The sequence below is a fragment of the Pedobacter sp. SYP-B3415 genome, assembly GCF_004138205.1.
In the GTDB taxonomy this organism is placed as follows: Bacteria; Bacteroidota; Bacteroidia; order Sphingobacteriales; family Sphingobacteriaceae; genus Pedobacter.
The window spans coordinates 1-21075 of the sequence record NZ_RXNQ01000010.1 but is presented as its reverse complement, the minus strand read 5'-3'; the positions used below and the strand labels follow the sequence as shown (position 1 = coordinate 21075).

Sequence of the window (21075 nt, the reverse complement as noted above, 5' to 3'; positions counted from 1 at the left end):
ATGAACAGGCACTGTTCGTATATACTGCTGCTGATTATGCTTTTAACATTCGATACCGGCTGTGCCCGGCAAAAAAACACGGCTGAAAAGCTGTCCTGGAAAAATCTGGCACCCATCCCTGATCCGGTCGGCTTCGCCGGATCGTTTGCCGGCGTTGCAGGAGGCGCACTGCTGGTAGCCGGCGGGGCAAACTTTCCTGACGGCCGCGCTCCCTGGAGCGGCGGTGTGAAAGCATGGACCGACGCAATTTATGTGCTGGACCGGCCTGAAGGAAGTTTCAAAGCCATTGGAAAATTGCCTTCGAGGCTTGGTTATGGGGCCTCTGTTCAATGGGATGATCAACTGATTCTGATCGGCGGAAGCAACGAAACAGGTCACTCTGCCGCTGTGTTCCGGCTGGATTACCAGGACGGGAAGATCAGCACCACTACGTTGCCAGATTTGCCACAGCCCCTTGCCAATACATGCGCTGCTCGGTGCGGCAACCGCATCTATGTTGCCGGCGGGATCGCTGCTCCCGATTCGAAAACCGCTGAGCAAGTATTTTTGATGCTCGATATGGCTGCGGCTAAAAAAGAATGGAAGAGGTTACCGGCATGGCCGGGGCCCGCACGTATGCTCGCCGTGGCAGCAGCGAAGGACGATCTGTTCTATCTTTTCAGCGGTGTCGAACTGGTAGACGGCAACCGCCGCTATCTGAAAGATGCCTATGCTTACAGTGAAAAAAAGGGTTGGGAAAAGCTTGCCGATCTGCCATCTCCTGTGGCGGCGGCAGCTTCACCTGCCTATACCGGCGAAAATCAGGAAATTCTGATCTTCGGCGGAGATGACGGCACCCTTGCTCCATGCGCGGCGGAGCTCAAAGATGCGCATCCCGGATTTTCAAATATCATACTTTCCTTTAAGACAGCAGAAAACAGGTGGGATTCTGCAGGAAAAGTTCCGGTAAATAAACGCCCGGATGCGGTGAGCAAACCGGGCAACAGCACCTGGACCCCCGTCACGACCACACTGGCTGTATGGAACAAGGGCATTGTTCTCCCCGGCGGTGAGATCCGTCCGGCGGTGCGCACCTCCAGCGTACTGATGGCCATACCTTCAAACGAAAATTGATGGAAAATAAAACCTTATCTGCTAAACTTAATCCCTATGCCTGGCTTGTCGTCGGTCTGCTGTGGATCGTTGCTTTCCTGAATTACCTGGACCGCATTCTCATTACATCCATGCGGGACCCGATCGTTGCAGACTTCGGCCTGACTGATGCTCAATTCGGTCTGCTCACATCCGTCTTTCTATGGTCCTACGGTTTCCTGAGCCCCTTTGGAGGTTATTTTGCAGACCGCTATTCCCGAAAGCAGGTAATTGTATTCAGCGTGTTCATCTGGTCGGCCGTAACCCTGTGGACCGGTTATGCGACCTCATTCGGAGAAATGCTTACAGCACGTTTGCTGATGGGCGTTAGCGAAGCCTGTTATATCCCGGCGGCGCTGGCGCTGATTACAGACTATCACCGCGGCAGGACGCGCTCGTTAGCTACAGGTCTGCATATGACGGGCCTTTACGCCGGTTTGGCACTTGGCGGACTTGGAGGCTATATCGCCGAAGCCTATGGCTGGCGGGCCGGCTTTCATCTTTTTGGTGCGATCGGGATTGTGTATGCGCTCATTCTGGCCTACTTTCTCAAAGATAACCGAAACACCGGGGGCGAGGAAGAGCAGCACTCTGCCCAGCCGGTCAGTGTAAGCGGAGCATTGAGCAATTTGTTTTCGGCACGCTCATTTTATATTCTCCTGCTTTATTTTGCCGTGCTCGGCATGGTGAACTGGCTTGTGTACGGTTGGCTGCCTACCTTCCTGAAGGAACATTTCTCCCTCGATCTGGGTGAAGCCGGCATCTCGGCCACCGGTTATATTCAGGTCGGTTCTTTTGCAGGCGTGCTGCTTGGTGGTTTTATTGCCGACAGGTGGACGGCAATCAATCCGCGGGGGCGCCTATATATGGTTATCATCGGTTTCCTCATCGGTGCGCCATTTCTCTATCTTATGGCTTCTACAGGCGTCTTCGCCATAGCCATTGTTGCGATGCTGTTCTTTGGGCTTGCCAGGGGGTTCAATGATGCTAACTTGATGCCCATACTCAGACAGGTTGCAGATGGTCGTTATGTGGCTACAGGTTACGGGTTTCTGAATTTTTTAAGTACCATAATAGGCGGACTGATGGTGTACGTAGGTGGTGCCCTGAAAGATGCGCAGATTGATCTGTCTGTGATTTACCAGGTTTCTGCCGTGGCCATGCTGCTTGCTACATTGTCGTTATTTGCCGTTAAAATCAAAAAAAGTATTAACAGTCAATGAAAAGATTTCTTTTTTGCCTGGTTATAGCGCTCAGCTGCTTAACTGATGGTTATGCAAAGGTCAGGTTGCCGGCTATATTTGGCAGCCACATGGTGTTGCAGCAGCGCGCTGAGGTGTCGGTATGGGGAAAATGCCGTGCCGGCGCCGGCCTGAGCCTCCAAACCAGCTGGGATGGGAAAAAATATCGGGTAAAGTCGTCAGCTGACGGGAACTTCACCCTGAAAATAACGACCCCTGCCGCTGGCGGACCTTACAGAATGATCTTCACTGACGGGGAAAGGCACATTCTTGAAGACATTTTAATCGGAGAGGTTTGGCTGTGCTCGGGCCAGTCGAACATGGAAATGCCGGTGAAAGGGTTCGCTAATCAGCCTGTTCTTGGCTCGAATGACCTGGTTGCAATGGCGGAAGAACCTGGTTTAAGACTGTTCCGGGTAGCAAAAAACATGTCAAAAACACCTGTTACAGAACTGGATGCGAAATGGGAAACTGCTACCGCTGCAACGGTGAGCGAATTCAGCGCCGTTGGCTACCAGTTTGCCCGTATGTTACAGCGGGCGCTTGGTGTCCCCGTGGGTATCGTGAGCAGTGCCTTTGGCGGCACGGATATCGAAGCCTGGATGAACAGGGAGGCACTGAGTCCGTTCAGCGACTATAAAATTCCGGCTGATACTGCGAAGATTTTCAAAAATCATCCGGGTGTATTGTACAATGCTATGATCAATCCCATAGCCGGTTTCCGTATCAAAGGTGTGATCTGGTACCAGGGTGAAAATAACCGGGTAAATCCGGAGACATACGACCGCAAAATGGCTGCCATGGTGGCTTTATGGCGAAAGGCTTGGAATTGTGGTGAATGGCCTTTCTATTATGTGCAGATCGCGCCGAACAGATATAAGGACAGTCAGGCGAATATCCCGCTCCTTTACGAAGCGCAGCAACGCGCCATGAGCCTGATTCCCAATTCAGGAATGGCAGTTAGTGTCGACGCCGGCAGTATGACTACCATACATCCGCCCGATAAAACCTTAATTGCAAAGAGGCTGGGCTATTGGGCACTCGCGCGCACCTATGGCAGAACCGGAGTTGCGTATCAGGGGCCAGTTTACAAAAGTTTTTCTTCCAGAGGAAATACAGCGGTCATTGGGTTTGACCACGTTGACCTGGGGTTGACCGCTTATGATCAGCCGCTCTTATCGTTCGAACTGGCTGGTCCCGACAGGAAATTTTATCCCGCGGAAGCGCGGATCAGCGGAAAAACTGTTCTGGTGCAAAGCGACCGTGTTCAGGAGCCAGTGGCCGTACGTTACGCGTTTAAAGATACGCAAAGCGGAAACTTATACAGTACAGCAGGTCTGCCTGCTGCGCCCTTCCGAACCGATACCTGGTAAAAAAACTGGCGTTAGTTGATAGTTGGTTACGCCCCGGTTGCTTAGCAGCCGGGGCTTTTTGCTTTTATGCTGATTTTTTTTGGACTGCGCTAAGGGTGCGGTCCGGATTCCGTGTATCAGGAATAAACAAACAAAAAATGAGCTTTTATCAGCCCCGAAAATTATCATCAGTAAACAAACTTTTGAACCGGCTTCTCTGCCTTCTCTGTGCGCAGGTGGCCCTTATCTGCTGCCAGGTTACCACAGCCAGCGCGCAGTTTGGTCAGCCCAACACCCTTAATCTTGATGCGATCTATGTGCCGCGCTCTTACCATATCAGGCCGGAGGATACGACCAGAACCAACTCTTCCACCGTTCAGCAACGCATTGGACTGGGGTACAGCTTTTCGCTTTCCGCCCGGGTCGATACGGCAACAGGAAAGGTTCGCAGCTGGATGGGAATGATCAACGGAAATTATACAATGCTTAAAAACCGTGATTATCCGGTACAGGTACTGCCAGACCGTTTGCTTTACAGTGAACTTGGCGTTATCCACTACCATAGCTTAAAACGCAAATGGGCCATGATGAACCTTTTCTCGGTCGGATTGAATAGTGACCTGGTGCATATCTCTACAAACGACCTATTTATCAACGCGGGTTTCATCTTTATGAAACATTTTAATCCAAATCTGACGCTCGGATTCGGTGCATTCGCCTACAATGTATTAAGTACGCCGATGGTGATGCCGGGCTTACTCTTCAATTGGCAAACAACGGGCAGGTTCAGGGTACTGGTTAATGTGCCAACTGAGGTAAGCGTCGCTTATGGTGTGTCTAAGGCTTTCGAATTAAAAGCCGCGTTCCGGCCAAAAAATATAAACTATGATGCGGAAAACCGGCTGAACCCAGCAAAATCGGCCCTGATGTACTGGGAACTCCCCATCGGACTGGAAGCGAAGATCAAAGGCAAACGCCTGGATTTTATGATGGCCGGCGGGATTATGCCTGTGCGCAGTTACACCTACGGCGGCCGCGGAATACGGAATATGTTCCGGTCAAACCCACCACACCAGTTTTCTTCAAACTTTTATGTCAGCGCCGGGCTGAGTTATCGTCTTAAAAAATAATTATCAAGTCAAAACTAAAAATCACAAAAATGAAAACAAGAAAAATCTATTTGCTTGCAGCACTGTTCGTTATGGTTGTTACCTCAGCCAAATCACAAACTACCGATCCGGAATTTGGGGTAAAGGCAGGTATCGTGCTGCCAACACTGCGCGGCGATCTGAGCGGCCTTAGCGACAAGTCTAACAAGATGGGATTAACCGCAGGTGTTTTTGGGCGCATCGGGAACAACATCTACTTTCAGCCGGAGATCAATTTTATAGCCTTCAAAAGCACTTTCAGTTACCAGGGTGCAGCCTATGAAGCTAAATTTCGTCAGGTAAACGTGCCATTAATGGTTGGATACAAGTTCATTAATACAGACGATCTGAATCTCCGTGTATCAGTAGGGCCGGATCTGTTTTATGGTTTTAACAAACCCGCTGCCCCCGCCGGCACAGCCTTCAAAAAATTTAGCGCAGGTGGCGTTCTGAATGCCGGTGTAGATATCGGCGGCATTTCTTTCGATGCGCGTTACAGCCTCGGCCTTACATCGGTAAATAAAGAGCTGGATCAAAAGCTTGGTTTGCTCAGCGTATCAGTTGGATTCAAATTTTAATTTCTCTGCGGGTAGTTTTTATAAAGCTACCCGCATTCTTGAGATAAAGATTAATTTCACGCCATAAATGCAAACGCAACAGATTCTGTCCGGAACCAATCATGAAGCACGATTTGAACAGCTTTTTAAGAGCCATTTCAAGGAGCTGCATGAGTACGCTTATTCCATTTTACGCGACTGGGATCTGGCGGAAGATGTCGTTGAAAATATGTTCCTGAAACTGTGGGAAAAGTACAACTGGGAAGAGGAACGAACCTCCATCAGGGCGTATCTCTATCGCTCAGTATACAACGATAGCCTCAACTACATACGGGATCAGAAAGTAAAATCCAGGTACCAGACTCTCACCGCTCATGCCATGAAATATGAAACAGATAATGCATCAGGAAAGATCGAGCTAAGCCAGCTTGAACAGCGGGTGTCGGCAGCATTAAACAAACTGCCCGAAAAGTGCCGGACTGTTTTTCAACTGAGCCGTTTCGAAAACCTGAAATATCATGAGATATCTAATGCTCTCGGCTTATCTGTGAAAACCGTCGAAGCGCATATGGGCAAAGCTTTAAAGATTCTTCGCTTAGAGTTACAGGAGTACCTGCCTTTGTTTGTCGTGTTATTTATTAAACTCGGACTGATATGAAAGATGATTTGCTGATCAAATATTTTCTTGGGGAGGCAACTGCAGAAGAGTCAGCCCGTATTGACGCCTGGTTAGCAGAAAGCGAAAACAACAGGCGCGAATTCAAGCAATTGGAAACTGTTTGGGAATATACCGGAAAGCTGAAGGGTAAAAGTCCTGTCACTGAAGATGAGGCCTGGGCAAGGTTCGTTAATAAGCGCGATAAGCCAGGGCACATTCAAGCTGAGCCGGTAAAAATAACCCGTTTTACGCCATGGCTGCGTATTGCTGCGGCTATAGTTATACTTGTTGCTGGAACCTGGTCGGTTTGGCGTTTTGTATCTCCTGCCGGTAAGATAACCGAGATTGAGGCCGGTGCCGTTGTAAAAAATGTGGAACTGCCAGACGGTTCGCTCATTACGATGAATGCAGGATCCAGCATCAGATATGCCGGAGACTTTGCCCGAAACCGAAACATTGAACTGCGGGGTGAAGCTTTTTTCGATGTTAAACATCAGGCAGAATCTGCATTCAGCGTCACTTCAGGTAATGTCATAGTTCGTGTGCTGGGAACGGCATTTAATATCAGGCAGGGTGCTGATCAAACCGAGGTTGTTGTGGCCCGGGGCCTTGTTCAGGTAAGCCGTGGGAATGAGGCAGTCAAACTTGCCAGACAGGAAAGGATTGTGGTAACAGAAAATAAACGTTCACTTGATGTAGAGGAGAACCACGATCTGCTTTATCGTTTCTATGCAGACAAAATGATCGTTGCAGATAATACGCCATTGCCGGAGCTTGTTCAGGCGCTCAATAGCGCTTTTGATGCGGGAATAAAAATCGACAATGCGAGACTGAAGGCGATGCGGCTAACTGTGACATTTAAAAATGAGAACCTCGACGGCGTGCTCCGCATCCTTCAGATGACAGAACCAACACTTGTTATCGATCGCAGGGACGGCGTAATTCATTTGCGTTAATCATCGCCGGGCAATAAGTGTCCGGTTAACCAGCAGACCTTATGACATTTCTTATCGCAGGCATCAGCCTGGGGCTGGGAGGGCTATTGCTTTCGCTGGCTATTATCCTGCTTATCAAAGCCATTCATCATGGTATCGAAAATTGAAAAACCAACATCACCGGTAACGGCGAATGATTATGTATCACTTTTTATGAAATCATTTACTTCATTTATCTACAATGTTTTATGTTGGTTTATCTACGGTGTGTTTTGGTTCTTCAGCCTCGCGCCGCGCAGATGGCTCAGGTGGCTATCTGCAGGGTTGTATGTCTTGCTTTGTAAGGTTGTTCGTTATCGCCGGGATGTCGTACTGCAAAATCTTTCGCGGGCCTTTCCAACAAAAAACTACAGCGAAATTATCGTTCTGACCAGGTTATTTTACCTGCATTTCTCATCGTTGCTAACCGGGGTGCTGGAGCTTTTCTCTATTTCTTCTGAAGCGCTAAAAAAACGGGTCAGACTGGAAAATCCGGATATCCTGCATAAGTACCTGCAGAAAGGGCGGGATTTGATTGTCGTTACGGGGCATTATGGAAACTGGGAATACCTTAATATCCTGCCCGAGATAACGGAATATGATGTATATGCAATATACAAGCCGATGCGGTCAGGTTTGGCGGCTGCATTGAGCCGGCGTTTTCGCAGTCGTTTTGGTATGAAGCTCATACCGGCAGGACAGGCAGCCAGAAAGCTGATGCGCCCGTCAGCGCGTCCGAGGCTTGCTATTCTGATTGGTGACCAGTATCCGGGAACGACCGCTGCGCGTGATTTCAATTTTATGAATCAACAGACAGCTGCTTTTGCCGGTGCTGAAAAAATGGCCAGAGCGACCGGCGCGGTTGTACTGTATCTTGAGATGACATCACACCAGTCAGGGTGCTGGGAATTACGGCATTCCGTTATTACAGAAACACCGGGGGGATGTTTGCCGGGCGAAATTACTGCAGTGTTCCTGGATAAGCTGCAGGCCAGTATCGTACGCCGGCCTGAATTATGGCTCTGGTCTCACCGGCGCTGGAAACATCCGGGAAATTTACCAGTTGAACTGCAGGCCGCCGGCCCATCCCGCTCTGAAAGACCGGAGTATCGTGCCGTTTGAATTAAGATGTTCGCTGACTTTCCAGCCGCCTGGCAACTCACCGGACTCAACATCGGTAGAAGTGTAAAATAAAGACGGTCCGGCGAATAAACGGATGTTTTTCGTGATGTTGATACCCGGAAGCGCCTTTACGGATAATATAGACGTGTGATGCTGGTTGAAATCAGTAAACGTACGGCTGGTGATCTCTGCGTCAAGACCAAACAACCGTCGATTTACGATATGGGCGCCAAAGCCGATTTCGAGGCCATAGCGAGCTTTTTTCTCCGGCCTCAATCCGACAGCAAGAAGACCATAGAGCGATTTCCCGCCTGAGCGGAAGCCCGTGTTCACAAACGAAGATTCGTCTGTGGCGATAGAAATACCCTTACGCCCGTTTTTGATCAGGTTCACGAGGCCGATGGGGTAGTCGCTGCTGTCTGCAACATTTAATAACCCCGCGAACTGGAAACCTTTTACCTTGTGCGCAATATTCATAAGGGCGGCAAATTGCCAGCCGGAGGCTCCGCCTGATGTGTTCATGAATGCGGTAAGCTGGCCAGCCGCACCCTGCCCGGCATAGTTGCCAAAGGCAGATAACTGCAATCCGGCTTTACGGGCTGCGTAATTACCGAAAGCACCGATTTGAAGTCCGTGTGATTCACCGGTAATATTGGCAAATCCGGCTAACTGAGCACCCGTTCCAATACTTCCAGATTTGTTCAGCAACCCGCCGGCCTGCGTGCCGTTTACCCGGCCCGCTATGGAGTTAAAAAGGCCGCTGAGTTGGACACCATTTACATCGCGGCCCGAAATATTAAATACTCCCGCTGCCTGAAAACCTTCTACGTCTGCCTGGTTAATATTGAAGACGCCGGCAAGTTCCGCACCGCTTACACCGGCAGTATAACCGCCCAGTACATTCAGCGAAAAACGGTTTATAACCTGGCTGTTGTACATGCCATGTGTGCTTAATCCGGGTACGAACGATAGTTGATAGGGGCTGTAGGCGAAGAGTTTACCAAGATTCATGTTCTGCAGGCGCTGCCGCGAAGAGGTGAAAAAGCGCCCCAGGCGGGTTTGTTCCAGGCCCGCTTCATTGCCCGGATAATATCGGTAACGCCGGTTTTGATGTGTTGCCGATACAATGACAGGAAGAAGAATATTCAGGCTGGTATCGCGATAGTGTTCGCGGCTGGCGCTAAGGAAAATCGTCGTGCCTGGTTTTTTTAAACGCAGCTCAAAATTCCCATGCTGGTCTGTAAGCGCAGATGTGAGCAGATTTTTTTCGTAAACGCTGACGGAGGAAAGGCCTTTCCCACTGGCTGCATCGCGAATCACGCCCTTGATGATAGCATTTCTCTGTGAGGCACTTTCAACATCGGCCTCCAGATCCATTTTACCTGGTGCGTGCCGGAGGATAATATAGCCCGGAACCTCTTTAAATTCATATTCGTGCCCCAAAATTGTAGTTAAGAGAGTGTTGACTGTCCCATTGTATCTGGCAAGGCTTACTGTGCTGTCGGCCGGGATGCTGTGGTTAGTATAGGCGAACGAAAAATTGGTTTGCTGCGAAATTTTATCAAGCAGTTGTCCGATCTGCTGCTGCCTGATATCAGCCAGTGAGACCTGGCGCTGAAGGTTGCCCTGCGCTATGGCAGCGGGCGATAAGAAAACAGCGGTGCAGTAAAAGAGGATAATGAATATGCGCTGGCGTTTCGACATAGCTTGTTTAAAAGGCTTTTTCAGGACTAGGCCTGGTAGAGTGTTTCAGTATTTCCCACCGTAAATACACGCAAACCACACGATACCCCTACCGGCAACCTATCTTTTAAGCGTCAGCAAAATTAATATTTAATTCGTTACAGGGGTAAACGCTTTGGCCTGTACTTGAAGTACTCTGATGTATAAGCCGCGCGGTGTTGCCCGGGTTAGAAACTTGGTGCTCAGTTGCTTTGGATTATAATCCAAAGCGACGTAGTCCTCCCGGATTTGTAATCCGGGAGGGTGGAGAGGCGGATATTTTATCCGCAGATATTGCCCGGGACATCGTCCTCCCGGATTTGCAATCCGGGTGAGCTGAGCAGCGGATTTTAATCCGCACCATGTTGCCCGGGTTGGAAACCCGGTGCTCAGTTGCTTTGGATTATAAATCCAAAGCGACATCGTCCTCCCGGATTTGTGATCCGGGTGGGCTGAGCAGCGGATGTTAGTCCGCACGATATTGGTCGGGACATCGTCGTCCTCCCGGATTTGCAATCCGGGTGAGCTGAGCAGCGGATATTTTATCCGCATGGTATTGTCTGATTTTGAACCCGATTTTTAAGTTGATCCGGACAATAGAGTCTATTAAAATGTTTGTGCCGTCAAATTTGAGATAACTGTAATCCGAGATGAGCTGAACTGTACTACGTCTGTTCAGCAATCCGATTTGACCATCTAAAAAAGTAAACAAAGTTAATTATAAAATACTTACTTAATAATTAAACTATTAACTTTAGATAAATATTCATAAATACAACCTTATTATGTATGTTGGCTTATACTTTATAACAACCAGTGTTATCAAATGGATTGATTTGTTTACGCGTAAGGCGTTCGGCCAAATGATCATTGACAGCCTTGTGTTTTGTCAGGAAAATAAAGGTGTCACTATCCATGCCTGGTGCCTGATGCCCAGCCATCTGCATTTGATAGGGTCTTTCAGCGACGAGCGCCAGCTCGAGGCCTTTATGAGAGACTTCAAAAAGTTCACTTCGAAGAAGATTGTATCGGCGTTTTCTGAAGTAGCCGAAAGCAGGAGCTGGCTACTCGCTGAGTTCGAATTTGCGGGAAGCCGCCGCGGCGGATACAAGGTATGGCAGGATGGGTACCATGCTATCGATCTGTTTTCTGATAAGTTTGTTAGGCAGAAACTCGACTATCTGCATGACAACCCGGTACGTGCAGGAATTGTGTTCGAGCCTCACTCATATGTAATGAGTTCGGCGATTGACTATGCGGGTGGGAAAGGCCTCCTGCCCGTGGAATTGATCTCGCTGTTTGGTTGAGAATTTCCCAAACCTAAGATCATGGCCCGTGGATCGTCATTCTGAAAACGGCATTGCCACGTCAAAATCTATTTTTCCGTGTCTTTCGATAAAAAAGCCAAAGAGACACTGTCTCCCCGGACTTGCAATCCGGGTGGGCTGAGCAGCGGATTTTAATCCGCATGATATTGGCCGGGACATCGTCCTCCCCGATTTGTAATCCGGGTGGGCTGAGCAGCGGATATTTTATCCGCACGATGTTGCCCGGGTTAAAAACCCGGTTCTCATTTGCTTTGGATTATAAATCCAAAGCGACATCCCGGATTTGCAATCCGGGTGAGCTGAGCAGCGGATTTTAATCCGCACCATGTTGCCCGGGTTGGAAACCCGGTGCTCAGTTGCTTTGGATTATAAATCCAAAGCGACATTCCGGACTTGCAATCCGGGTGGGCTGATTAGCGGATATTTTATCCGCACGATATTGCCCGGGTTTCCATCCCGTAACTATTATCCCGCTTCAGACAGTCAACGCTACAAACACAGCTCCGGTGTTTTCTTTGTCTTGCGCCGTTTCGAAGGCCTTGTTGATGTCGTCCAGGGCAAAGGTGTGGGTAATGAGTTTCTTCGCATTTAGCTTTCCCTTTGCAACCAGATCTATACACATCTGCATTTCCGGATAAATATCCCAAAAAGCATAACTCGCGCTTGGAATGATCTTAATTTCAGACATTTGCACCTGTTGCCAGTCGAGCTCGATCGCTGTTTTGCCTGCATCAAAGCCGCCAACAACCAGCACCTTCCCGCCGCGCCGTGTAAATGTAGTCGCTTCTGGCAAAGTTTTCGTCATCGACGGTCCCCCTGCGCATTCAAATGTTACGTCAGCGCCCCGGCCCTGCGTAAATTCCATGATCTTATCATAAGCAGATGCTGATTTTGTATTAACAACCTCGTCCGCACCAAGCTCCCTGGCCAGGTCGAGCGCGGAGTCAACGAGATCAGTGATAAGTACATCTGCACCGCAGATTTTTGCCAGCTGTAATTGACCAAGGCCAATCGGACCGGCACCGATTACAACGACTTTATCGTTCAGTTTGAGTCCGCTGAGCTGAATAGCATGCAGTCCGACAGAAAAGGTATCGAGTAAAGTAGCCTCCTCATAACTGATGTTATCAGGTAATTTGTAAAACTTTTTAGCCGGACCAGCCAGATAGGTGGCAAATGCCTGAGATACGGTCTTCATACGTACCTCATAGAGGTGAGGGCAAAGGTTATACTGCTGAACACGACACCAGTCGCAGGTATCATCGCCCAGAACGGTTTCGATCACCACCCGGTCGCCTGGCTTCACATGCGTTACATCAGGGCCGACTTCGAGAACTTCGCCTGCCAGCTCGTGTCCCATAATTTTGCATTCGAGATCGGGGTTTTCCTCGTGCCAGTGCCGCAGGTCGGTACCGCAAATGCCCGACACCTTAACCCGCGCTAATACCCAGTCAGGGCCGGCAAGTTTCGGTCTGTCAACTTCCTGGATTTCAAATTCACCTTCCCTTGTTTTCAGGGCTGCCTTCATGGTTTCTTTCATTGCCGTCTCTTTTAACTTGAATGACTACTATAACCATAAGCAAACAGCATAGATTTTGTTTAAAAAACAGGGCTGTTAAGCGAGAATCCGGGAATGCCGAAACTCCTTATCAAAATTTCACGTAATCCACGCGCCATCTACTGCTCCGGAATCAAATAAAGAAAACTCCCGGCTCTCAGATTAGTTTGCGTTTGCCTCAGCAGCCGGCTCGTCGGCAAGCAGGATTTGCCTGATCCGCTGAATATGGAGCTCAAGTAAGTCGATGCGTTCCTGATTCACCTTATGAAATCCGGTTTTATCTGAGGCCATCATCGAGAGCAGAAGGTTTCGCTGCTGTTCAAACATGCGCAGAGCCGTCCACATCGTTTCCTCCATTTTTGCGTTTTGCTCGGCCAGCAGTGACGAGGCTGTATAGGCATGGCCAACATGGCAGCGATACCTGAAGCCTGTCAACGGATCGCCGACCCGCCACAAAACACCACCGCATCCCGGGCAGCTGAGCGGAACCTGGTCGCCAAGCATGCTCACTGCATCGATGTCACTTGTAACCCGCTCGGCGATCCGGCTTTCGATCATAAGCTGCTGTGGTACAGGCTTCGTTTCGTATCGGTCACTGACGGCCAGCTGACTGAGAACCGGGCCCATCGCGTCGATACCGATACAATAATCGGGTTCGATCTGACTAAGTGCGCTGCGCGGCATCTGAGGCTCTTCGGCTTCGGCTGGGTCCTGGATAATACAGCTGCCCCCGCATTGTTTAATGGCAACAAGGCCGGATGTACCGTCGTCCAGCAAGCCAGTCAAAAGGACGCCAATCGTTCTGGCACCGAAGGCCAGCGCTGCAGATCTGAAAAGCGGATCAATGGCCGGCCTTGATCTGTTCTCAGCGGCTCCCCGCGTTACCAGCAACTCTCCCGACTCTTTGATCATGAGATGATGATCAGGAACGGCCACGTAAACATGCCCGGGCTTTACACGTAATCCTGTTTGCGCAGTGACCACCGGCAGGTGGATGCGCGGCGCCAGGGCGCTTTGCATAAGTCCGTGTGCAGACTCCGGTGATATATGCTGCACAACGATGATTGGCGCCGGAAATGGGACCTGCAACTGTTTAATCAGGCTTATCAAAGCCTGGAAGCCGCCCATTGAGGCACCGATAACAACAAGCCGGTCTATAGATCCGGGGCTCTCTTTTGTCTTCATGAGATAGTTTCTAGTAACACCAGCTGCAATTGCAATGCGGTTATTTGCATGCCAATGTAGTGATAATACCAAAGAAATAGTAAACAGGTACCTACTTCGGCACAGTGGGCACGACGTCTTTATTTGCGTGCTGCCTCAAAAAAACGCCCACAAGGCGGTTATTATCTTCCGGATACTCAATAATGCTCAGGTGGCCGCCGGGTAAGAGCCCAAGGGCAGCCCCTGGTATATGGTCTGATTCAAAGAGAGATGCGATGGGCCTGCAAACCCGGTCTGACGCACTCCCAACAACAAGACACGGAACCATAATCCTGCGAAGGTCTTCGGTTACATCGAACCGTGTTAATTGCAAAATTCCTTCTGCAACAACTTCCGGAGGGCACTGTGCCGCCAGCCGGGAGACATACCGAAGCTCGCCTGCGCTTTGGTTCCCGGTAAAAAACAGATACCTGTAGAAGATGAGGTTGAGGCCATTGAAATAGTTCGTCCAGCCAATGAGCCTGAACAGGAACGGGATCTTTTTAGCCAGGCGCAGGTACGGCTCAATAAGCAGTTTTTGCATCTGTAGCAACGCGCGTCCTGCTATGGTATGTTTTAGCGGGTTGGTATAACTCGACTGCTGCAGGACAGCGGCGGCGGGTGCCGGCAGCAAGTTACGTTTCAGATATTTCATGATGACCATCGAACCCAGGCTATGGCCATACAGTATCGGGTTCTTCAGGCCGAGCTGCGTAATGACGTATTGCAGGTCTGCTGCGAGTGCAGCAACAGATAGGTCTGCGGGCCGGGGCGAACGACCGTGGCCGGCAAGGTCGATCAGCACCAGACGATATCTCTTGCTGAACGCATCCCGCTGCCTGAACCATTGTCTGCTGTCTGAATTTAACCCGTGTAAGAGAACAACCGGCTGACCATGCTGCGGCCCTTCAATTTCCACATATACAGTATTTCCATATGGCCTCGACAGCATTAATCGCTGCGAGTTAGCGGACCCGCGTGAACGCGCTTTGTGACCGGGCGCGGATAAGAGCCATGAAACAGGGTATCTGCCGAAACATGCAAACGCCGCGACTGCGATCGGCCCCGCTATACGTAAGATTTTCTTTATTCTTTCCGTCTCCATTTATACAAGGTTTACAGATATGCGCAGACTCTTACGCTTTGCTGTGGTAATTCTATCATGCCTTAGCAAGCGCCTCCTGTATTGCAACAAAAGCCGTCCGCAAATTGTTAACCCTGAAAAAGATATTATTATGGTCGAATTGTTGGCAGGAATGCCTGCTCATGTAGCTGCGTACAGAGCCTCAGGAGCAATAAGTAAGGAAGAATATGATGCGGTGGTCGTTTCGCGGGTAGACGAGGTAGCCCGGCAATTCGGCAAGATCAATTTTTTGGTATTGCTGGAAACTGATATGGACAATTACAGCATTGGCGCATTCATGAAGTATGTCAAGGTGAGCTTCGCACACTTCAGCAAATGGGAACGTATGGCCATTGTCTCAGACGAGCGTTGGTTGCGTACAGGTTACGATCTGTTGAGCCACCTGGTGCATGGCGAGATACGCACCTATCAAACCGATGAACTGGCGACGGCTCAGGCCTGGGTGAGCGGTCCGCTCGCTACCTGATGTTACGTTTTCCCATCAAGAAAGTAATAGTGAGGCTATAAACCATATGGCTAAGGGTCAGATGAATCATCCGCATGCGGACATCTGTATGGGGCGGATTTGGGTGATGCCTGAATAGCCTCCGCCAGCTTTCAATTGCAATAAGGCTGCTTACGGCACCAAGGAGTAAACCAGCTTGCAAGCCTGGTCTGGCTTTCATCCTTCGAAAGGTAAACCTGAAAACTAACGCCCATATAACCCCGATTCCAAAATGTATGATCCAGCCAAGCGGTTTCGATATTCCCCTGGCTGGCCCACCCGGCCATTTTTGAATGAAATATGAAAGAAGCTCAGGCAAGCTGAGGTTATACCGGCTTGCGCATGAGACCAATTGCCCATAGGCCGTCATGGCTGCCGTCGCAACCGTTCCCTGGTAAAGCGGCTTAATAAAACGTTCTTTTGCCATCGCAGTATTCCGGTGTATACCTGATGAACACCTTCGCTGTGAAAAATGTTATTTCCGGACACCCGGGATGTAGCTTTGAGTCTGCAGATGCGGCCTGAAGAAGAAAACATTTCAGAAGGTTTTGCCTTATCCGCCGCAGGCTAAAGGACTATAGCCGTGGGATAACAAAATAAAAAGCACTGCCCTCGCCAAGCCGGCTTTCAACCCAGATTTCGCCGCCATGTTTACGCACAAAGCCCTGGCACAAATCCAGCCCGAGGCCGGTTCCCTTTTCGCCCAGCGTACCAAAGGTGGTGTACGTAAAGCTGCGGTCGAATAACTGCGGCAGTTTTTCTTCCGGTATTCCCCGGCCATCATCGCGAACTACGAAGAGTGTACCGCTTTTGCGCGCTTCAACATCAATTAAAACGTTACCGCCCGCATCGGTAAATTTGATTGCATTTGTCACAAGATTTCGGATGATGGTTTTGAGCATCGAGCGGTCAGCATTAAGCGCCGAAGCAGATGCGGCCGCCTTGATCTCAACCTTTACGTGTTTTTTTTCGGCCATGGGTAGCACCGGCTGCAGGCTGCTGACGATGAGTTCGTTGATGTCTTTTATCTCGACGCGGTTGAAGTCGACGGCATTCAGCTGCGCCCGGGCCCAGGTGAGCAGGTCTTCCAGGAGTTCGCTGGCATTTTCAAGCTCTTTTTTCATCAATTGAAGCGAGCTTTCTATTTCTGAGACCGTATTAGACCGGATATCCTGTAAAATCAGGTTGGCAAGCTGCAGGCTACCCGAAATCGGGTTTCGCAGATCATGTCCGATAATTGAAAACAGCCGGTTTTTTTGTTCATTTGATGCAGCGAGTTCAAGATTTAATGCCTGGAGCACGTTTTCGTTAAACTTTCTGGTCGTAACGTCGCGCATGCTTCCTTCGCCACCTACAGGCTGGCCGTTTTCAAAAACCAATCGCGCGTTCACCGAAGCGTACTTCAGCTCGTCTGTCTTCGTCTTTAGCCTTACCTCGAAATCTGCAACAGAGCCTGAGGTCTGCAACTCCTTGACAATGCGGTCTCGGTCTTCCACATAATAATAGAAATCCTCAACCGGACGACCGATGATTTCCTGCCTGAGGTAACCAGAGTGCAGTTCGATCGATGGGCTGATCTCCTTGATGATTCCTTTGGTATCAGTCTGGTAAAAGACGTCCTGGACGTTCTCGAAAATCGTCCGGTATTTCTTTTCACTCAGCAGCAGATCGTCCTCAATCTCTTTGCGGCGGGTAATGTCTTCAAGCTGCGAAACATAATGCATTGGCTTGCCTGCGGTGTCGTAAAGCAGCGTGACGGCAATCGCCACCCAGATATAATGACCGTCTTTATGTTTGTATTGTTTTTCCAGCTTTGCATGCGGCGTGTCGCCGGTAATCAGCCTGTTCAGTATCTCATCAGTGCGCTCACGGTCGCCCGGTTTCGTCAGGTCCTTGACATTCAGTTTGATCAGCTCCTGCTCCGAATAACCGAGCATATCGCAAAGACTTCTGTTTGCACGAAGCCAGTTGCCACGCAGGTCGACAATAGCCATTCCAATCATGGAATTCTCGAAAATCTGCTGAAATTGCTCTTTGTAGTCTTCCGTTCTCATATGGTTGTGGCAGTGGGTGCTGCCAGGCATGATTTCATACAAACTACATATTTTTGTTCAATTAAGTTTTCATAAAATTAATACACGCAGCCTTGTTGCATTTATGCGGCTGCACATTTGTTTCATTTCGAGCCTGATAGCTGTCAGATTCCGGCAAACTCAGCGATAATTTTTTCTTTTTTCCTCGTTCTCTTTTTTTATCCGGGGTTTCACGCCGTCAGTTACACCCGTACCCGATGGCATGGGCTTAAATACCGATCCTGAAGTCGGCGGAGCAGGAGGGGGCATTTTCATCTGCGACCTGTGCGCTATATTTGCCGAAAAGCGTTCTGAGCCATGGGGAAACACGCGATGAAAAATCCGTGTTGCCTTCGCTTTCCAGCCAACCGGCAGCTCCTGACGTGGCCTGAGCGACATTCTTAGTATGGCATTTACGACTTTATCGGGATCATCCATAGCCGCCATTCGGGGTGTGCGGCCGCTATAATTTGCCGCATGCCGCCAGAAAGGCGTGTCGGCCGCCCAGGGCTCAACGGTAACGACCTTGATGTCATGATAACCGGACAGCCGCAGTTCCTGGTTTATTGCCTGGGAAAGTTGCCTGATGCCGCCTTTGGTGGCCGCGTAACTGGCGTGATAGGCAAGCGGATTGATACTTTCGATAGAGCCTACATTGATCAGCGTCCCGAAGCCCTGTTTTCTAAACAGGTTAATCGCGCTATGGCTGCCGTAGATAAAACCTTTAAGATTAATGTCTACAATGGTTGCCTGCTCTGCAACAGGGATTTCCCAGAACGGCCGATGCTTCCAACTCCAGCCATGTTGATCCACACATGAATTGTTTTGAACGTGGATACGGCTGTTTCCTGCAACCGCGTTATATCTTCTGGCTTGCTGATGTCCATTGGTACAACAAGCGCATTGCCGCCGTATTTTTTTATGGTATCCGCCACTTCGCGAAGTGGTGCCTCCCGCCGGCTTGCCAAAACCACGTTGGCCTTCAGCCTGCCCAGTTCTTCTGCAACGCCACGCCCGAACCCGCTTGATGCGCCGATAATCACAAAGGTCTTTCTGCCAAGGCGATCCTGACCGCCGCTTCCCGGTTTCCAGGTAGCACAGCTGCAAAACAGGAGCAAGAAGAGCAGGAGGAATGTCAGCGGCGGATTGCCGCCTTTTCCCGGAACATACTTGCCGTGGTCAGGAACCGCCAGCTCTTCAAAATTTGTTGAAAGTTTGTTGAGTTCCTCCCTGAGTTCGGTGCCGCTCATTGACTGCCCATGCCCGGGGATGAGGACACGTGGTTCCAGTCCGTTAAGCAACTGTACCGATGCTTTGGCGGCCGGCCAGTCGGTTGTCAGGTATCTCGGCGGACCATTCACCTCTTTTTTTTGGATCAGCACTTTATACATTTCATCCTGGCGCACGGTTATCACAGCGTCGCCGCTGATCAGGATGCCATCGCCGGCCCGGAAAAACGAAACATGTCCCGGCGAATGCCCGGGTGTAGGCAGCCAGCGCCAATCAGGCGCATCGGGTACGCTGCCATCAGCCGGCAGCCCCTGGAGTGCCTCGGCTACGTTTGTCGCTTCATGCGGGTAAATCGAAGAGATTTTGGCAAGCACGCCGCCTTGTACACCGGGATCTGGCTCCGGATAATCGCGTGTTCCGTTCAGAAAGGGGAATTCTTCCGGATGCGCGTAGACAGGCACAGACCAATGCTCAAGCAGGTAAACCAATCCACCCACGTGATCAAAATGGCCATGCGTAAGGACAATGCATGCAGGCGGATTATCTTTACCAAAACGGGCTTCAGCAGCTTCCAAAATCTCTGCACCGCGTTTGGGCATGCCGGCATCGATGAGGATCCATCTACCGCCAGGCTTGCCGAGCATAACAATGTTTACAATCTGATTTGTAAAATAATATACATCTTCAGCAACTTCAACGCCCTGTCCGGAATGAATTGAAGTCATCGGTATAAACCGGTTATCGTCGCTTTGTTTCATCTGCTGTAAACTTAGGTTTGCTTGCAGCTAACAGGATGTTTGCGGTAAGGGTTTAAATGGCGGTAAAAAATGCGTAGAAAAGCGGTACGTAAACGTATTTGTTCTTTAGCCACGGGGTTGTCCGGGCTGATCATCATTCACTTCGACCGCCTTGACCAAGAACTACGGTGCATGGCTGTACGGCCGTGTCATAGCGTAACAAATCTGCAGATCGCGTATTTTCCCGACGAAACTTTCGCATGCTGACCGGGTTATGTTAAATAAATGCTTATGAAACTCATATCCAGACGATTTCACGCGGTGCTCGACTATTTGTCGGCTGTAGTACTTGCTGCTGCACCCTGGTTTTTTGGTTTTGCCGATGTCGGCAATGCGTTAATGGTGTCAATTTCAGCAGGTGTATTTGTTCTAATCGTATCCTTGCTTACAGCCTATCCGGGTGGCGTGGTACGGACGTTGTCAATGGCTACACATCTTAACCTCGATATCCTCCTGGGGATCATCCTGGCGTTATCGCCCTGGATTTTTGGTTTTCACGAACAGGTCTATCTGCCGCACCTGATACTGGGTTTGTTCTCCATCTTCGCGGGTGCAGTAACCAACCGTGCCCCCTGGAACAGGCAGGTTCGCAAAGCGGGTGTCTGAAACCGTTGTATGCCGGGTCCCGGCTTAGAGACGATGAACTGAAGCCAGGCAATGGATATCGTTTATGGGTATTCGGATGTTGTACTTAGAGTGGGTGCATTTGGTCGGGATATGAGATTTGAGTCCTGAGACCTGGAGTAGTATATAGATATTCGTAGTTCGTATTTAGACGTGGCTTCGAGATTTGAGATGTGAGATTTGAGACTTTTGTAGTATTTAGGTATTCGTAGTTCGTATTTAGACAGGGTGCATACCCTGCATGGCGCATGACAGGTTAGGCGCCCAGGCTTTAGACTTTCCACTTTCCGCTTTAAACTCGGATGGTCTTTCCTCCTTATTCCTTCCTCCTTGATCTCCCTTTGCGAACGTTTTCGCTACCTCTTCGCAGGAGATCCCTCGCCGTTGCGATCCGGAAGGGGAGGAATGACGTAAACGCGCTTCGGGATGACGGCGTGGGGCATGGGCAGTGAATCACTGTTGTCCGGTAAAAATTGGCTGAATGAAATAAGATCCTTCTGAACAGTCCTTAAAGCAGATTTGCCTGAGTCTTCTGAATCAAGCCCCCCTGTATTCTATGTCTGCGGGTTTTACGTACAGGCGGCGGTTTTGATGACGGTTTTACCTGCTTACTGCCACTGATAGGTGCGGACCGGCCTTGTATCTTCTCGCCGCAGAAAAGTATTAAAAAGTCTTGCACTGTTTTCAGGAGGTTGGGAAGAACCAAGGAGGGGAATCAGCCCGAAACAGA

Annotated in this window: 16 protein-coding genes and 1 pseudogene; 11 read left to right on the top strand and 6 right to left on the bottom strand. The window is 49.8% G+C overall.

Annotated features, from left to right (window positions below; genetic code table 11):
* From EJV45_RS05770 to EJV45_RS05735, 8 genes are all read left to right on the top strand, one after another.
* Positions 1-1113, top strand: a complete 1113-nt coding sequence (locus tag EJV45_RS05770; RefSeq protein WP_129714716.1) for a galactose oxidase — start codon at positions 1-3, stop codon at positions 1111-1113.
* On the top strand, positions 1113-2354 hold the full coding sequence (locus tag EJV45_RS05765) for an MFS transporter (protein WP_129714715.1): 1242 nt from the start codon (positions 1113-1115) through the stop codon (positions 2352-2354). The genes EJV45_RS05770 and EJV45_RS05765 overlap by 1 nt, the downstream gene beginning before the upstream one ends.
* A complete protein-coding gene (locus EJV45_RS05760) occupies positions 2351-3745 on the top strand; it encodes a sialate O-acetylesterase (protein WP_129714714.1) in 1395 nt (464 codons plus the stop codon). Before EJV45_RS05765 ends, EJV45_RS05760 begins: the two co-directional genes overlap by 4 nt.
* Before the next feature lie 137 nt (positions 3746-3882).
* Positions 3883-4854, top strand: coding sequence for a DUF6268 family outer membrane beta-barrel protein (locus EJV45_RS05755; RefSeq protein WP_129714713.1), 972 nt, complete (start codon positions 3883-3885; stop codon positions 4852-4854).
* 29 nt (positions 4855-4883) lie between these two features.
* A complete protein-coding gene (locus tag EJV45_RS05750) occupies positions 4884-5450 on the top strand; it encodes a porin family protein (protein WP_129714712.1) in 567 nt (188 codons plus the stop codon).
* A 67-nt stretch (positions 5451-5517) separates the two neighbouring features.
* The gene (locus EJV45_RS05745) at positions 5518-6087 is read left to right on the top strand and encodes an RNA polymerase sigma-70 factor (protein WP_129714711.1); all 570 of its coding nucleotides are present in this window, start codon (positions 5518-5520) and stop codon (positions 6085-6087) included.
* Positions 6084-7043, top strand: a complete 960-nt coding sequence (locus tag EJV45_RS05740) for a FecR domain-containing protein (RefSeq protein ID WP_129714710.1) — start codon at positions 6084-6086, stop codon at positions 7041-7043. The genes EJV45_RS05745 and EJV45_RS05740 overlap by 4 nt, the downstream gene beginning before the upstream one ends.
* Positions 7044-7172: 129 nt before the next feature.
* The gene (locus tag EJV45_RS05735; protein WP_129714709.1) at positions 7173-8183 is read left to right on the top strand and encodes a lysophospholipid acyltransferase family protein; all 1011 of its coding nucleotides are present in this window, start codon (positions 7173-7175) and stop codon (positions 8181-8183) included.
* On the opposite strand, the gene EJV45_RS05730 is transcribed toward EJV45_RS05735, so the two are convergent.
* The gene (locus EJV45_RS05730; RefSeq protein ID WP_129714708.1) at positions 8118-9887 is read right to left on the bottom strand and encodes a hypothetical protein; all 1770 of its coding nucleotides are present in this window, start codon (positions 9885-9887) and stop codon (positions 8118-8120) included. The two genes, EJV45_RS05735 and EJV45_RS05730, sit on opposite strands and share 66 nt — an antisense overlap.
* 803 nt (positions 9888-10690) lie before the next feature.
* Between EJV45_RS05730 and EJV45_RS05725 the strand changes: the two genes are divergently transcribed.
* On the top strand, positions 10691-11212 hold the full coding sequence (locus tag EJV45_RS05725; RefSeq protein ID WP_129714707.1) for a transposase: 522 nt from the start codon (positions 10691-10693) through the stop codon (positions 11210-11212).
* 496 nt (positions 11213-11708) lie between these two features.
* Here the strand turns inward: EJV45_RS05725 and EJV45_RS05720 are convergent, their stop codons facing one another.
* From EJV45_RS05720 to EJV45_RS05710, 3 genes are all read right to left on the bottom strand, one after another.
* Entirely contained in the window at positions 11709-12773 is a 1065-nt protein-coding gene (locus EJV45_RS05720) for a zinc-binding dehydrogenase (RefSeq protein ID WP_129714706.1), read from the bottom strand.
* 180 nt (positions 12774-12953) lie between these two features.
* A complete protein-coding gene (locus EJV45_RS05715; RefSeq protein WP_129714705.1) occupies positions 12954-13976 on the bottom strand; it encodes a chemotaxis protein CheB in 1023 nt (340 codons plus the stop codon).
* Between the two features lie 91 nt (positions 13977-14067).
* Entirely contained in the window at positions 14068-15099 is a 1032-nt protein-coding gene (locus EJV45_RS05710; protein ID WP_129714704.1) for an alpha/beta fold hydrolase, read from the bottom strand.
* Between the two features lie 19 nt (positions 15100-15118).
* On the opposite strand from EJV45_RS05710, the gene EJV45_RS05705 reads away from it, so the two are divergent.
* Complete coding sequence (locus EJV45_RS05705) at positions 15119-15604, top strand: STAS/SEC14 domain-containing protein (RefSeq protein ID WP_129714703.1); 486 nt, start codon at positions 15119-15121, stop codon at positions 15602-15604.
* 593 nt (positions 15605-16197) lie between these two features.
* Here the strand turns inward: EJV45_RS05705 and EJV45_RS05700 are convergent.
* Together EJV45_RS05700 and EJV45_RS19620 are read right to left on the bottom strand one after the other, a co-directional pair.
* A complete protein-coding gene (locus tag EJV45_RS05700) occupies positions 16198-17676 on the bottom strand; it encodes a PAS domain-containing sensor histidine kinase (protein ID WP_165304993.1) in 1479 nt (492 codons plus the stop codon).
* 159 nt (positions 17677-17835) lie between these two features.
* A pseudogene (locus tag EJV45_RS19620) lies at positions 17836-19649 on the bottom strand (SDR family NAD(P)-dependent oxidoreductase).
* Between the two features lie 303 nt (positions 19650-19952).
* On the opposite strand from EJV45_RS19620, the gene EJV45_RS05690 reads away from it, so the two are divergent.
* The gene (locus tag EJV45_RS05690) at positions 19953-20327 is read left to right on the top strand and encodes an SPW repeat protein (protein ID WP_129714701.1); all 375 of its coding nucleotides are present in this window, start codon (positions 19953-19955) and stop codon (positions 20325-20327) included.
* Positions 20328-21075 lie beyond the last annotated feature (748 nt).

Bases quoted from the DNA above. Each gene is read 5' to 3' on its own strand.
- EJV45_RS05700 (WP_165304993.1), bottom strand. From the start codon at position 17,676: ATGAGAACGGAAGACTACAAAGAGCAATTTCAGCAGATTTTCGAGAAT.
- EJV45_RS05720 (WP_129714706.1), bottom strand. From the start codon at position 12,773: ATGAAAGAAACCATGAAGGCAGCCCTGAAAACAAGGGAAGGTGAATTT.
- EJV45_RS05735 (WP_129714709.1), top strand. From the start codon at position 7,173: ATGGTATCGAAAATTGAAAAACCAACATCACCGGTAACGGCGAATGAT.
- EJV45_RS05725 (WP_129714707.1), top strand. From the start codon at position 10,691: ATGTATGTTGGCTTATACTTTATAACAACCAGTGTTATCAAATGGATT.
- EJV45_RS05710 (WP_129714704.1), bottom strand. From the start codon at position 15,099: ATGGAGACGGAAAGAATAAAGAAAATCTTACGTATAGCGGGGCCGATC.
- EJV45_RS05765 (WP_129714715.1), top strand. From the start codon at position 1,113: ATGGAAAATAAAACCTTATCTGCTAAACTTAATCCCTATGCCTGGCTT.
- EJV45_RS05740 (WP_129714710.1), top strand. From the start codon at position 6,084: ATGAAAGATGATTTGCTGATCAAATATTTTCTTGGGGAGGCAACTGCA.
- EJV45_RS05705 (WP_129714703.1), top strand. From the start codon at position 15,119: ATGCGCAGACTCTTACGCTTTGCTGTGGTAATTCTATCATGCCTTAGC.
- EJV45_RS05730 (WP_129714708.1), bottom strand. From the start codon at position 9,887: ATGTCGAAACGCCAGCGCATATTCATTATCCTCTTTTACTGCACCGCT.
- EJV45_RS05755 (WP_129714713.1), top strand. From the start codon at position 3,883: ATGAGCTTTTATCAGCCCCGAAAATTATCATCAGTAAACAAACTTTTG.
- EJV45_RS05690 (WP_129714701.1), top strand. From the start codon at position 19,953: ATGAAACTCATATCCAGACGATTTCACGCGGTGCTCGACTATTTGTCG.
- EJV45_RS05715 (WP_129714705.1), bottom strand. From the start codon at position 13,976: ATGAAGACAAAAGAGAGCCCCGGATCTATAGACCGGCTTGTTGTTATC.
- EJV45_RS05770 (WP_129714716.1), top strand. From the start codon at position 1: ATGAACAGGCACTGTTCGTATATACTGCTGCTGATTATGCTTTTAACA.
- EJV45_RS05745 (WP_129714711.1), top strand. From the start codon at position 5,518: ATGCAAACGCAACAGATTCTGTCCGGAACCAATCATGAAGCACGATTT.
- EJV45_RS05760 (WP_129714714.1), top strand. From the start codon at position 2,351: ATGAAAAGATTTCTTTTTTGCCTGGTTATAGCGCTCAGCTGCTTAACT.
- EJV45_RS05750 (WP_129714712.1), top strand. From the start codon at position 4,884: ATGAAAACAAGAAAAATCTATTTGCTTGCAGCACTGTTCGTTATGGTT.